13 protein-coding genes are annotated in these 13,430 nt (G+C 71.2%); 4 read left to right on the top strand and 9 right to left on the bottom strand.

The genetic code is table 11. From position 1 onward, the window contains the following. Positions 1 to 40: 40 nt before the first annotated feature. From ftsL to ACULK4_RS08265, 4 genes are all read right to left on the bottom strand, one after another. On the bottom strand, positions 41 to 613 hold the full coding sequence (gene ftsL / locus ACULK4_RS08280) for a cell division protein FtsL (RefSeq protein ID WP_445966691.1): 573 nt from the start codon (positions 611 to 613) through the stop codon (positions 41 to 43). Next, entirely contained in the window at positions 610 to 1,563 is a 954-nt protein-coding gene (rsmH, locus tag ACULK4_RS08275; protein ID WP_445966692.1) for a 16S rRNA (cytosine(1402)-N(4))-methyltransferase RsmH, read from the bottom strand. The genes ftsL and rsmH overlap by 4 nt, the downstream gene beginning before the upstream one ends. A gap of 104 nt (positions 1,564 to 1,667) precedes the next feature. Next, on the bottom strand, positions 1,668 to 2,099 hold the full coding sequence (mraZ, locus tag ACULK4_RS08270; RefSeq protein ID WP_445966693.1) for a division/cell wall cluster transcriptional repressor MraZ: 432 nt from the start codon (positions 2,097 to 2,099) through the stop codon (positions 1,668 to 1,670). 247 nt (positions 2,100 to 2,346) lie between these two features. Further along, complete coding sequence (locus ACULK4_RS08265; RefSeq protein ID WP_445966694.1) at positions 2,347 to 2,739, bottom strand: SCO2097 family morphological protein; 393 nt, start codon at positions 2,737 to 2,739, stop codon at positions 2,347 to 2,349. A gap of 75 nt (positions 2,740 to 2,814) precedes the next feature. Here ACULK4_RS08265 and ACULK4_RS08260 point away from each other — a divergent pair, with 75 nt between their 5' ends. Next, on the top strand, positions 2,815 to 3,924 hold the full coding sequence (locus ACULK4_RS08260; RefSeq protein ID WP_445966695.1) for a polyprenyl synthetase family protein: 1,110 nt from the start codon (positions 2,815 to 2,817) through the stop codon (positions 3,922 to 3,924). 22 nt (positions 3,925 to 3,946) lie between these two features. Here the strand turns inward: ACULK4_RS08260 and ACULK4_RS08255 are convergent, their stop codons facing one another. Further along, on the bottom strand, positions 3,947 to 4,285 hold the full coding sequence (locus tag ACULK4_RS08255) for an Rv2175c family DNA-binding protein (protein ID WP_445966696.1): 339 nt from the start codon (positions 4,283 to 4,285) through the stop codon (positions 3,947 to 3,949). 133 nt (positions 4,286 to 4,418) lie between these two features. Here ACULK4_RS08255 and ACULK4_RS08250 point away from each other — a divergent pair, with 133 nt between their 5' ends. Both ACULK4_RS08250 and pknB read left to right on the top strand, forming a co-directional pair. Then, positions 4,419 to 5,615 (top strand): LysM peptidoglycan-binding domain-containing protein, encoded by a 1,197-nt coding sequence (locus ACULK4_RS08250; protein ID WP_445966697.1) that lies wholly within the window; start codon positions 4,419 to 4,421, stop codon positions 5,613 to 5,615. A gap of 118 nt (positions 5,616 to 5,733) precedes the next feature. Continuing rightward, on the top strand, positions 5,734 to 7,617 hold the full coding sequence (gene pknB, locus ACULK4_RS08245; RefSeq protein ID WP_445966771.1) for a Stk1 family PASTA domain-containing Ser/Thr kinase: 1,884 nt from the start codon (positions 5,734 to 5,736) through the stop codon (positions 7,615 to 7,617). Positions 7,618 to 7,704: 87 nt separating this feature from the next. Here pknB and ACULK4_RS08240 read toward each other — a convergent pair whose 3' ends face one another. The 3 genes from ACULK4_RS08240 to ACULK4_RS08230 form a co-directional block, all read right to left on the bottom strand. Continuing rightward, a complete protein-coding gene (locus ACULK4_RS08240) occupies positions 7,705 to 9,075 on the bottom strand; it encodes a class II 3-deoxy-7-phosphoheptulonate synthase (protein WP_445966698.1) in 1,371 nt (456 codons plus the stop codon). Between the two features lie 84 nt (positions 9,076 to 9,159). Continuing rightward, the gene (locus tag ACULK4_RS08235; protein WP_445966699.1) at positions 9,160 to 9,849 is read right to left on the bottom strand and encodes a lysophospholipid acyltransferase family protein; all 690 of its coding nucleotides are present in this window, start codon (positions 9,847 to 9,849) and stop codon (positions 9,160 to 9,162) included. A gap of 49 nt (positions 9,850 to 9,898) precedes the next feature. After that, positions 9,899 to 10,849 carry an ROK family glucokinase gene (locus ACULK4_RS08230; protein ID WP_445966700.1) on the bottom strand — a complete coding sequence of 317 codons (951 nt, stop codon included), beginning with the start codon at positions 10,847 to 10,849 and terminating at the stop codon, positions 9,899 to 9,901. A gap of 144 nt (positions 10,850 to 10,993) precedes the next feature. Here ACULK4_RS08230 and ACULK4_RS08225 point away from each other — a divergent pair, with 144 nt between their 5' ends. Further along, on the top strand, positions 10,994 to 12,829 hold the full coding sequence (locus ACULK4_RS08225) for an AMP-dependent synthetase/ligase (protein WP_445966701.1): 1,836 nt from the start codon (positions 10,994 to 10,996) through the stop codon (positions 12,827 to 12,829). 99 nt (positions 12,830 to 12,928) lie between these two features. Here ACULK4_RS08225 and def read toward each other — a convergent pair whose 3' ends face one another. Next, on the bottom strand, positions 12,929 to 13,420 hold the full coding sequence (gene def, locus ACULK4_RS08220; RefSeq protein WP_445966702.1) for a peptide deformylase: 492 nt from the start codon (positions 13,418 to 13,420) through the stop codon (positions 12,929 to 12,931). Positions 13,421 to 13,430 lie beyond the last annotated feature (10 nt).

Raw genomic sequence — 13,430 nt, 5'->3', positions numbered from 1 at the left:
CGTCGGTCGGTCGGTCGAGGCTCGGGTGGCCGGGACCGTGTCAGTGCGTGGCCGGCGTCGGCAGGCCGCCCGTGAGCCCTGGCGGAGCAGCGGGAGTCCCCGCAGCCGGCTCGCCCCCTCCGGCAGTCGCAGTCTCCCCCGTGCGCTGCTCGGTCACCGGCGGCACGCCGTCGATCAGCGCATTCGGGACGAGCGGAGCCGAGGACGCCGCAGTCCCGGACGCCGGCCGGGGTTCGCCGATCACCGCCCCGTCCGAGAGGCGCAGGTACACCGGATCGGCGTTGGGCACCATGCCGAGCGCCTCGGCGTTCAACGCGAGGTACTGCGGCGACTCCAGCCGGTCGAGGTCGTCGGTGAGCTTCGCCTCCTCGCGGCGCAGCTCGGCCTGGCGCAGCAGCTGCTCGTCCATCTCGTACGCGCCCTGGGTCATCGCGATCGACAGGAGCAGCTGGGCGACCGCGATGACCCCGATCGACGCGAGTGCGACGACCGCGTAGGCGAGCCGTGGCCGCCCGCGCGCGCCGGCGGCGACGTCGGGTGCCGGACGGAGCCGCGGCATCCGCTCGGTCGCGGGGCGTGCGGCGGGTCGTGTCTGGGCCGGCAGTGCGGTCACGACGGCCTCCTCACTCGTTCTGCGGCGCGGAGTCGCACCGGTTTGGCACGCGGGTTCTCCGCCTGCTCGGTCTCGCTCGCGAGCTCGGCTCCCCGGACGAGGAGCCTGAACTGCGCGCGATGCTCGGGCAGTTCCATGGGCAGCCCGGCCGGCGCCGTGGAACTGGATGCCGCGGCGAGGGCCCGCTTGACGAGACGGTCCTCGAGCGACTGGTACGACAGCACGACGATGCGGCCGCCGACGGCGACGAGGTCGAGGGCCGCTGGGATCGCGCGCTCGAGCGCGCCGAGCTCCTCGTTCACCTCGATGCGCAGCGCCTGGAACACCCGCTTGGCCGGGTGGCCGGCGCGCTGCAGCGCTGCGGGCGTGGCATCCGTCAGCACCTCGACGAGCCGGCCCGACCGGGTGATCGGCGCGGACTGCCGGGCCCGCACGATCGCGCGGGCGTAGCGTGCCGCGAGCTTCTCCTCGCCGTACTCGTGGAAGATGCGACGCAGGTCGGCCTCGTCGTACTCGGCGATGACGTCGGCGGCGGTGCGCCCGCCGGTGGAGTCCATGCGCATGTCGAGCGGGGCGTCCTTGGCGTAGGCGAAGCCGCGTTCGGCCCGGTCGAGCTGCATCGACGAGACGCCGAGGTCGAACAGGATGGCGTGCACCTCGCGGAATCCCTCTCCGCGCACCGCCTCGGCGATGCCGTCGTACACCGTGTGCACGAGTCGCACCCGGTCGCCGAACGGCGCGAGCCGCTCGCGTGCGATCGCGAGCGCCTCGGTGTCGCGGTCGAGCCCGATGACCGTGGCGCCAGGGAACCGCTCGAGCACCGCGCGGCTGTGCCCGCCCATGCCGAGCGTGGCATCGACGTACACGGCACCCTCGCGCTCGAGGGCGGGTGCCAGCAGCTCCAGCGTGCGGTCCAGCATGACCGGCGTGTGGATGCGATCGATGTCCATGATGTCTCCCTTCTTCCTGGGCCTCGGGTCCTGATCCCCATCCGTTCGTCCTGCTGCGGGGAAGTGCAGCAGGCTCGCACGGCTGGGAGTCGGGACCCGAGGACTCAGAAGAGTCCGGGAATCACCTCCTCCGCCGTCTCCGCGAAGGCCGCCTCCTGCTCGGCGAGGTACGTCTGCCACGCCGCTGCATCCCAGATCTCCACCCGGCTTCCCGCGCCGATGACCGTGAGGTCCCGGTCGAGGCCCGCGTACGCGCGAAGCGTGGCGGGGATGGTGACCCGATGCTGCTTGTCGGGGGTCTCCGCGGACGCCCCCGAGAGGAAGACGCGCATGTAGTCGCGCGCCTGCTTGCTCGTCACCGGGGCCAGGCGGATCTTCTCGCTCATGCTCTCGAACTCCCGCGCGCTGAACACGTAGATGCAGCGCTCCTGACCGCGCGTGAGCACGAGTCCGTTCGACAGTTCCTCCCGGAACTTCGCCGGAAGAATGACGCGACCCTTCTCATCGAGCTTGGGCTCGTAGCTTCCGAGGAACATCGCACCACCCCCACTCCTCCGGCCAGGAACCAGGTGTGGCCCCACTTTACTCCACTGTCCTCCACCACTCAATGACCTTGCCGTGTTCCGGCGCGTCGTACCTCAGTGGAAGCCCGGATTCTCAGGGATTCCGAAGGTGGAGGGAAATGGATGGAGCGGAGCGACGCGGCCGACCCCGGGCACGCGAAAAACGGGCCGATCGGATGATCGGCCCGTTCAGGCGAAGTGGTTCAGCGGGTGCCGCGGCTCAGTCGCGACCCTCCTGGCGGCGATCCCATCGCTCGTTGAGACGGTCCATGAAGCCGCCGCGCGGAGTGGGGGCAGGCCTGCCTGCCCTTCCGGACGGGCCTGCCATCGGCGACGTGGTCGCAGCGCCGCGCTTGGACGGCGTGATGGCGACGAGCACGCCGACGAACATGAGGGCGAAGCCGAGCACGCCGACGATGAGGAGCTGGGAGGCGACGCCGCCGATGAGCGCTCCCGCACCGGCGACCGCGAGCAGCACGCCGATGACGATCGCCCGGTAATTGGGTCGACCGCGGCCGGAACCTCCGACCGTCGCGACGAAGTCGGCGTCGTTCTTGTAGAGGTTCCGCTCCATCTCTTCGAGAAGGCGCTGCTCTTGCTCCGAAAGCGGCATCTCTTTCCCCTCGTGTTCGGGACCGACGCTTCGTGACGCCATTCTAGTCCGCCGCGCCGTCGCTAGGCTAGGACGATGGTCCCGGCTCCCCGACTCGTCGATCTCGTGAACGAACGCCTCGAGGAGTTCCTCGCCGATCGTGCCTCCATTCTCCGCTCCATCGCGACCGACCTCGACCCGCTTTCGGGATTCTCCGAGCGCTTTCTCAGCGGCGGCAAGCGATTCCGGGCCCGGTTCTGCCACCTCGGGTGGGAGGCCCTGCGCGACGGCGTCGAGCGAACGGATGCCGCGGCATCCGCCGAGCGGTACGCCGTCGTGTCGGCATCGGCGGCCCTCGAGATCTTCCACGCCGCCGCCCTCGTGCACGATGACCTGATCGACCACTCCGACACGCGCCGCGGCGCCCCATCGGCCCATCGCGTCTTCGAGGCGCAGCACCGCGACGCGGGATGGTCCGGCTCCTCGCCGGACTACGGTCGCGGCACCGCGATCCTGCTCGGCGACCTGCTGCTCGGCTGGAGCGACGAGCTCCTCGACGAGGGCCTCGCCACCCTGAGCCGGCCGGGGGCGGCCCGATCGGCGCGGCTCGAGTTCAACCGCATGCGCACCGAGGTCACGGTCGGCCAGTACCTCGACATCCTCGAGGAGCGCGCCTGGCACACGCGACCCGAGTCGGACCAACGCTCCCGTGCGGAGCGCGTCGTGATGTTCAAGTCGGCGAAGTACTCCATCGAGGCGCCCCTCGCCATCGGCGGGGCGATCGCCGGCGGCAGCCCGGCGCAGCTCGACGCGCTCCGCGAGTTCGGCCTCCCCCTCGGCGTCGCCTTTCAGCTCCGCGACGACCTGCTCGGGGTCTACGGCGACCCCGAGGTCACCGGCAAGCCGGCGGGCGACGACCTCCGTGAGGGCAAGCGCACCGTCCTGGTGGCGATCGCGCGCGAGCGGATGCGACCCGGCGAGCGTCGACTGCTCGACGAACTGCTGGGCGACCCGGCGCTGAGCGAGGAGCAGGTCCGGATGCTGCAGCGGGCGATCCTCGAGGCCGGAGCGGTCGATGCGGTCGAGGGGCTCATCGCGTCGAACACCGAGCAGGCCATGGCCGCGCTCGCGGCCGCGCCCGTCGACCGTGAGGCCGCCGCGGGACTCGCGGACCTCGCGCGCGCGGTCACCCGGCGCGTCAGCTGACCGGAGCCCCGCGCGCGGCGGCTCAGGCGAGCGCCTGCGCGACGCGCCGCACCTCGGACTTGCGTCCGGCGCGCAGCGCCGCGATGGGCGTCGTGCCCAGGCTGTCCTCCTCGCCCAGCAACCACTCGAGCGACTCGGCATCGCTGAAGCCCGCGTCGGCGAGCACCATCGCGGTGCCGTGCAGTTCGGGCAGCGGCGCGTCGTCCCTCAGGAACGAGGCCGGGACCTTCAGCACGCCGTCGATCTTCGTGGCGAGAAGGTATCGCTCGGCGATGAGGCGCCGGATCCGGCTCGGGGTCTGGTCGAGTCGCTCGACGAGTTCGGGGATGGTCAGCCAGTCGGCCTGGTCGGCATCGGTCACCACTCCAGCCTGCCACGCCGACGGCGGCCTGCGGAACCGCCTTCCGGCGGGCCGCGCGACGCGCGCGGATGAGTTTGACTCGCCCGGGCGCGCGTGAGACGGTGACCGCATCCGCCAGGGAGCGGAGGGGAGCATGACGCAGCATCCGGGGGCCGCATCGGCGGGCGACGACGCGTACGAGCCGAAGGTCTGGCCGCGCGGCATCCGTCGCCTGCTCACCGTGCCCGTCGCGATCGCGGGCGCCGTTGCGGTGACCCTCGGCTTCGCGCAGCCCGCGGAGGCCGCACCTCAGACGGTGAAGCGGTCGCCGAAGGCCAGGGCGCTGCCGTCGTCCCCGTCGCCGGCTCCGCAGGTGCGCACGGCGACCGACGTCCCCGCGGAGGTGACCGTGGGCGAGGGCGACACCGTCAGCGGCATCGCCGCTCGCTACGGCCTCTCGACCGCCGAGGTGCTCGCGAAGAACGGGCTGAGCTGGTCGAGCCTGATCTTCCCCGGCCAGCGGCTCGCACTCCCCGGCGGCGCCACCCAGCGCAGCGCCGAGCCACCCAGCATCGCACGCCACGTCGTGGCACCGGGCGAGACGGTGAGCGGCATCGCCGCCGAGTACGGCTTCGCCGTCGACGATGTGCTCCGGGCGAACGGCCTGGGCCGCGCGAGCCTGATCTTCCCGGGGCAGTCGATCGTGCTGCCCGGCGGCGACGGGGCGAGTCCCCCGCCGCCCGCCCCCGCCGCGGCATCCGATACCCACGAGGTCGCCGCGGGCGACACCCTCATCGGCATCGCCGTCAGCCACGGCACGACGCTCGCGCGGCTGCTCGAGCTCAACGACCTCGACCGCGACGCGGTCATCCATCCGGGGCAGCGCCTCGTGGTGCGCCGTGAGCAGCCCGTGGAGGCGACCGCCGCCGCCTCGCTCGACGTGGCGCTCGACGCCGAGATGCGCGCCAACGCGCAGGTCATCGCCGACGTCGGCCGCGAACTCGGGGTGCCCGACCGCGGCATCGTGATCGCGCTCGCCGCCGCGGCGCAGGAATCGGGCCTGCGCAACGTCCGCCACGGCGACCTCGATTCGCTCGGACTGTTCCAGCAGCGCCCGAGCCAGGGCTGGGGCACGCCCGAGCAGGTCCTCGATCCGGCGTACGCCGCGCGCGCGTTCTTCGGCGGGCGCGGTTCCCCCACGGCCGGCGTGGCCCCCGGATTGCTCGACCTCGACGGGTGGTCGTCGATGACGGTGACGGATGCCGCGCAGGCCGTCCAGCGCAGCGCGCATCCGCACCACTACGCCAAGTGGGAGGCCTCGGCACGGCGCTGGCTCGAGGAGCTCGGCTGACGGGCGCCCTCCGATCACGATGCAATTGCGATCCTGAGGCTCCCCGGCGTTTGTTCGGCTGACGGCATACGTGGATTCGTACACTCGTACGGTGACCACCGCGCCGCCCGCAGACCCGATGATCGGCCGTCTCGTCGACGGCCGGTATCAGGTGCGCTCGCGCATCGCGCGCGGCGGCATGGCGACGGTGTACCTCGCGACCGACCTCCGCCTCGAGCGGCGCGTCGCGATCAAGGTCATGCACGGCCACCTCGCCGACGACAACACGTTCAAGACCCGGTTCGTCCAGGAGGCGCGCTCCGCCGCACGGCTCGCGCACCCGAACGTCGTCAACGTGTTCGATCAGGGGCAGGACGCCGACATGGCGTACCTCGTCATGGAGTACCTGCCCGGCATCACGCTGCGCGACCTGCTGAAGGACTACCGGCGGCTCACCCCCGAGCAGACCGTCGACATCCTCGACGCCGTGCTGTCCGGGCTCGCCGCCGCGCACAAGGCCGGCATCGTGCACCGCGACCTCAAGCCCGAGAACGTGCTGCTGGCCGACGACGGCCGCATCAAGCTCGGCGACTTCGGACTCGCCCGCGCCGCGAGCGCGAACACCGCCACCGGGCAGGCGCTCCTCGGAACCATCGCGTACCTCTCCCCCGAGCTCGTCACCCGCGGCGTGGCCGACGCGCGCAGCGACATCTACGCGCTCGGCATCATGACCTACGAGATGCTCACGGGCGAACAGCCCTACGTCGGCGAGGCGCCGATGCAGATCGCGTACCAGCACGCGAACGACTCGGTGCCGGCTCCGAGCACCCGCAACCCCTCGATCCCGCCCGAGCTCGACGAGCTCGTGCTGTGGGCGACCACGCGCGACCCCGACCAGCGGCCCGCCGACGCCCGCACCATGCTCGAGCGACTGCGCGAGATGGAGCCCCACCTGCGCCCCGCCCAGCCGCTCCCCGCAGCGAGCGACACCATGGTGCTCGACGCGGGCGACCGCCACCCGACGGCCGAGACGCGAGTGCTGGGCACCGGCATGCTCGCCGTCGCCGACGCGGGCGACGCCGAGCCGGACGACGACGCGACCGCACTCGCCCGCGCGTCCGACCGGCGACGGCGTCGCGGGTACTGGCTGCTCGCCCTCGTGCTCGTGCTCGCCGGCCTCGCGGGCGGCACCGGGTGGTACTTCGGCGCCGGCCCGGGTTCACTCGCCGTGGTGCCCGACACCGCGAACCTGATGCCCGACAGCGCCGTGCAGGTGCTCGAGGAGGCCGGGTTCGAGGTCGAGCGCGCCGAGCGCAACGACCCCGTCGTGCCGCAGGGACAGGTCTCCGGCACCGACCCCGAGGCGGGCGCCCAGGCCCGCCGCGGCTCGACGGTGCAGCTGTTCGTCTCGCTCGGGCCGCAGTTCCTCGACGTGCCGCAGGTGGTCGGCCTGCCCGAGGCCGACGCGCGCGCCCAGCTCGGCGAGTTCTTCACCGTCGCCGAAGCGGCGACCCAGCAGTTCTCGGCCGAGGTCGAGTCGGGGAACGTGATCGCCGTGCTCGACGCCGACGGGGCCCCCGTCGGGGCGACGTATCCCGAACTGGGCGCACTCTCGCTGGTGGTCTCGGTCGGACCGGTGCCGCCCGTCGAGGGCCTCGCCGTCGGCGAGGCGCAGTCGCGGCTCGAGGGGGCAGGGCTCGTCGTCGAGTTCGCGGACCCGGTCTTCGCAGACGAGGTCCCGGTCGACGTGGTCGTCACGGCCGACTGGCTCGACGATCCCATGAACCCGGGCGACACGGTGCGGCTCACGGTGTCGAAGGGACCCGATCTCGTCGAGGTGCCGAACGTCGTGACCGGCCAGACCATCGCACAGGCGCGCACGCAGCTCGAGGAGCTCGGTTTCGCCGTCAGCTCGAACGTCCCCCAGTTCCTCGAGGGCGCGGTCGTCGCCTCGGTGCAGAGCCCGGCCGCGGGCGAGCGCGTCAAGCGCGGCTCCGAGATCACCGTCAACTTCGAGCCCTAGCCCGAGCAGCATCGCGCCTCGCCGCGGACGGACGGCCGCGGCATCCGGTGGACGCCACGGCCGCCCATGGTGCGATCCGTTCCGCGCTCAGCGCGCGGCGAGCTCCTCGGCGACGAGGAATGCGAGCTCGAGCGACTGCATGTGGTTGAGGCGCGGGTCGCACAGCGACTCGTACCGCGTCTCGAGCGTCTCCTCGTCGATGTACTCCGAGCCGCCGAGGCACTCGGTCACGTCGTCGCCGGTGAGCTCGACGTGGATGCCGCCGGGGAAGGTGCCGGCGTTCCGGTGCGCCTCGAAGAAGCCGCGGACCTCGTCGACCACGTCGTCGAAGCGACGCGTCTTGTATCCGGTCGACGTCGTGATGCCGTTGCCGTGCATCGGGTCGGTGACCCACAACGGGTTCGCGTCGCTCGCCTTGATCGCCTCGAGCAGGGCCGGAAGGGCGTCGCGGATCTTCCCTGCGCCCATCCGCGTGATGAAGGTGAGCCGGCCCGGCTCGCGGTTCGGGTCGAGCTTCTCCACGAGCTCCATCATCGTCTCGGGAGTGGTCGTCGGCCCGAGCTTCACGCCGATCGGGTTGCGCACGCGCGAGAGGAAGTCGACGTGCGCGCCGTCGAGTTCCCGGGTGCGCTCGCCGATCCAGATGAAGTGCGCCGACGTGTTGTACGGCGTGCCCGTGCGCGAATCGATGCGGGTCATGGGTCGCTCGTAGTCCATGAGCAGACCCTCGTGGCCGGTGTAGAACTCGGTGCGTCGGAGTTCGTCGAAGTCGGCGCCGCACGCGTCCATGAACTTCACCGCGCGGTCGATCTCACGGGCGAGCTTCTCGTAGCGGGCGTTCGCGGGGTTCGAAGCGAAGCCCTGGTTCCACGCGTGCACCTGGCGCAGGTCGGCGAACCCGCCCTGAGTGAACGCGCGGATCAGGTTCAGGGTCGATGCGGCCATGTGGTAGCCATGGAGCAGGCGCGACGGGTCGGCCGCACGCGACTCGGGCGTGAAGTCGAAGCCGTTGACGATGTCGCCGCGGTACGCCGGCAGCGTCACGTCGCCGCGGGTCTCGGTGTCGCTGGAGCGCGGCTTGGCGAACTGGCCCGCCATCCGCCCCATCTTGACCACCGGCATCGAGGCGCCGTAGGTGAGCACGACCGCCATCTGGAGCACGGTCTTGACGCGGTTGCGGATCTGGTCGGCCGTCGCCCCTGCGAAGGTCTCGGCGCAGTCGCCGCCCTGGAGGAGGAACGCCTCGCCGCGCGAGGCGGCCGCGAGCCGGTCGCGAAGCATGTCGACCTCGCCCGCGAAGACGAGCGGCGGCAGCGTGGCGAGCTCGGCGGATGCCGCGTGCGCAGCCTCGGGATCGGGCCAGGCGGGCTGCTGCTTGATCGGGAGCGTGCGCCAATAGTCGAGGCCGGCAATCACGGAGGGATCTGCATTCACGACCGGCTCGACGAGCTGTACCACGGGGCTGTCCTGGAGGGTTCGGGCGCACTGGGCGCGGGAGGGAACGAGACCGGCGCCGCACGTCGCGACGCCGTACCCTCCAGCCTACCGCGACTGCGTGGCGCGTTGCTCTCGAACGGAGCTCGCGTAGACGTCGACGTACTGCTGGTCGCTCAGCGCCCGCAGGTCGTAGACGAGCTCGTCCGTCACGGAACGCAGCACGAAGCGATCGCCCTCCATGCCCTCGAACCGGCTGAAGTCGAGCGCCTCGCCGAACACGATGCCGATACGACGCACCTTGGGCACCCGGGTGCCGATCGGCATCACCTCGGCGGTGCCGATCATGGCCACCGGGACCACGGGTACGCCGGCCTCCAGGACCATGCGCGCCACGCCGGTGCGACCGCGGTAGAGCCGGCCGTCGGGGCTTCTTGTGCCCTCGGGGTAGATGCCGAGGATGCGGCCCTCGCGGAGCACACGCAGCCCGGTGTTGAGCGACGCCTCGGACGCCTTGCCGCCGGAACGGTCGATGGGCAGCTGGCCGGCCGCCTGGAAGAACAGCCGCGTCGCCCAGCCCTTCAGGCCCTTGCCGGTGAAGTACTCGCTCTTGGCGAGGAACACGACGGGCCGGTCGACGACGATCGGCAGGAAGATCGAGTCGATGAACGACAGGTGGTTCGACGCGAGGATCACGGGTCCGTGCCTGGGGACGTGCTCGAGCCCCACCACCCACGGCCGGAAGATCGCGAGGAGGATCGGGCCGACCACGATGTGCTTCATGATCCAGTAGAACACCGGTGTCCTCCGTCCGTCGCGCCCGCCTGCAAGCCTAACCGCCGGGGCCTCAGCCGTGCTCCTCGACCCAGAGCCGCGCCAGGTCGGCCGCGCCCACCACTCCGGCGTCGTTGACGAGCTCGGCGATGACGAAGTCGGGCTCGGGGTGGTAGCCGCGCGCCGGGAGGTGCTCGAGGAACGCCTCGCGAACCGGTGCGAGCAGCAGCTCGCCGGCCGCGGCGACGCCGCCGCCGAAGACGAATCGCTGCGGGTCGAGCACGGCCGAGAGGCTCGCGGCCGCCTCACCGAGCCAGCGTCCCAGTTGCCGGAGCGCAGCGAGCGCGCCCGGATCATGAGCGGCGATGAGGCCGCCGACGGTGGCGCCGTCGAGCGCGCCGTGCTCGTCGCGCGCGCGTGCGAGCGCCTGACCGATGCCGCCGGCGTCGGCGATCTCGTTCGCCATGCGCATGAGCGCCCGTCCGGAACCGTATTGCTCGAGGCATCCGTGCTGGCCGCAACCGCAGGCGATGCCGCCGGGCACGACGCGGAGGTGGCCGAGTTCGGCACCCGCGCCGAAGCCGCCGCGGAACAGGCGGTCGCCCGCCACGATCGCCCCGCCCACGCCCGTGCCGATCGTGAGCATCACCATGTCGCTCACCATGCGGCCGGCGCCGAAGCGGAACTCAGCCCATCCGGCGGCGTTCGCATCGTTCTCGACGATCACCGCGCTCCCGACGCGGGCTTCGAGCTTCTCCCGGAACGGCTCGTTGCGCCAGTCGATGTTCGGGGCGTAGTACACCGTCGACTGCGCGGCGTCGATGAAGCCGGCCGCCGCGACGCCGACCGCGGTGACCGGACCGGTCGCGGAGAGCCGGCGGATCATGTCGACCACCGCGTCCTCGAGTGCGGCCGAGTCGCCTGCCGGCGTGGGGACGCGCTCCGTGCGCACGATGGCGCCGAGCTCGTCGACCACTGCCCCGGCGATCTTGGTGCCGCCGATGTCGATGCCGATCGCGTGCACGTCGGGCTGCCTTTCGAAGGGGGTCGCGGACGAGGAACCGCAGCGGACGCGCCGCGCAGCACCGACTAGAGTGTAGTCAACCCCAATGCCGAGGTTCGCGCGGCCCCGAAGCGTGTGCGACCTCCCGGTGCCGAAGGAGCTACCGTGACCGAATTCGCCACTCCACTGCTGGTCCCCGCCGACCCGGACGCGAACACCACCGACCTGCTCGTCGATCGCGTGAAGGCCACGCCCGACTCGGTCCTGTTCTCGCTGCCCACCGCCGAAGGCGGCTGGAGCCCGGTCACCACGCGGGAGTTCCACGAGCAGGTCGTGCGCCTCGCCAAGGGCCTCGTCGCCGCCGGCATCCAGCCGGGCGACAAGGTCGGCCTGATGTGCAAGACGCGCTACGAATGGACCCTCATCGACTTCGCCGTGTGGTTCGCCGGCGCCGTCCTCGTGCCGATCTACGAGACCAGCTCGCCCTCGCAGGTCAAGTGGAACCTGGGCGACTCGGGCTCGATCGCCGTCATCGTCGAGACCGCCGACCACTTCGCGCGCTTCGACGAGGTGCACCCCGACCTCCCCGCGATCCGCAACGTCTGGCAGGTCGACCTCGGCGACCTCGACAAGCTGGCCGCGTCCGGCACCGACGTGCCCGACGAGGAGATCGAGCGTCGCCGCAACCTCGCGGTCGGTTCCGACATCGCCACGCTGATCTACACGTCCGGATCGACCGGCAGGCCCAAGGGCTGCGTGCTCACCCACAGCAACTTCGTCGAGCTCTGCCGCAACTCCGCGGTCGCGCTCAAGGAGGTCGTGCTCGATCCCGACGGCGCCTCGACGCTGCTGTTCATCACCACGGCGCACATCTTCGCCCGCTTCATCTCAGTGCTCTGCGTGCACGCCGGTGTGCGCGTCGGCCACCAGCCCGACACCAAGCAGCTGCTGCCCTCGCTCGGGAGCTTCAAGCCGACCTTCCTGCTCGCGGTCCCCCGGGTGTTCGAGAAGGTCTACAACGTCTCCGAGCAGAAGGCCGAGGCCGGCGGCAAGGGCAAGATCTTCCACGCTGCCGCCGAGACGGCGGTCGCCTACTCGACCGCCCAGGAGTCCGGCGGCAAGATCCCGCTGGGGCTCAAGCTCAAGTTCATGCTCTTCGACCGCCTGGTCTTCTCGAAGCTGCGCGCGGCGATGGGCGGCAACGTGAAGTACGCGGTCTCGGGGTCGGCGCCGCTCGGCCCGCGCCTCGGCCACTTCTACCACGCGCTCGGCATCACCATCCTCGAGGGCTACGGCCTCACCGAGACGACGGCTCCCGCGACCGTCAACCTCGTCACCAAGTCGAAGATCGGCACCGTCGGGCCCGCGCTGCCGGGCGTGGCGGTGCGCGTCGCCGACGACGGCGAGATCGAGGTCAAGGGCATCAACGTCTTCAAGGAGTACTGGAAGAACCCCGATGCCACCGCAGCCGTGTTCGACGGCGACTGGTTCAAGACGGGCGACATCGGCACGTTCGACTCCGACGGCTTCCTCACCATCACCGGCCGCAAGAAGGAGATCATCGTCACCGCCGGCGGCAAGAACGTCGCGCCCGCTGCGCTCGAGGATCCGATCCGGGCCAACCCGCTCGTCGGGCAGGTCGTCGTCGTCGGCGACCAGAAGCCGTTCATCTCGGCGCTCGTCACGCTCGACCCCGAGATGCTCCCGGTGTGGCTCAACACGCACGGCGAGGACGCGGGCATGAGCCTCGACGAGGCCACGCGGCACCCCGCGGTGCTCGCTGAGGTCCAGCGCGCCATCGACGCGGCGAACGAGCACGTGTCGCGCGCGGAGTCGATCAGGAAGTTCGTCATCCTCCCGATCGAGTTCACCGAGGCCAGCGGACACCTCACGCCGAAGATGAGCATCAAGCGCAACGTGATCCTCGAGGACTTCGACGGGGAGATCCAGGGCATGTACTCCGGCTCCCCAGCGACGGAGGGTCACTCGATCGTGCAGTGAGTCGTCACCGACCGGCGAATGGCCCCGCGGAGCACTCCGCGGGGCCATTCCCATGCATCCGGCCGGTCGACCGCGACGCGTCGGCGGAACGCACCGACCTCAGAACCAGTCCGACTCCCGGACCGCGCGCATGGCCGCCCGGCGCTCGTCCTTCTCGAGCCGCTCGAGGTAGAGCAGGCCGTCGAGATGGTCGACCTCGTGCTGGAGGGCCTGCGCCATGAGACCCGTGCCCGAGACTTCGATCTCGTTGCCGTCCACGTCGATCCCCCGCACCCGCGCGAACGGACGCCGCGGCGTCTTGTGCCACAGGCCGGGCACCGAGAGGCATCCCTCGTCGATGAGCTCGGGCTCCCCCGACACCTCGACGATCTCGGGGTTGATGACGTATCCGATCTCGCCGTCCACGTTGTAGCTGAACACGCGCAGGTTCACGCCGATCTGCGGGGCGGCGACGCCGGCCCGACCGGGGAGACGAACGCTCTCGACGAGGTCGTCGACGAGGGCGCGCACGCGATCGTCGATCTGGTCGACGGGTGCTGAGACGGTCTTCAGGACGGGATCGCCGAACAGGCGAATGGGACGTTCCGGCAATGGTGCTCCG

This window comes from Agromyces selenitireducens, from assembly GCF_052748465.2.
The sequence above is the reverse complement of the archived record's forward strand: the minus strand, read 5'-3'. Positions and strand labels throughout refer to the sequence as shown.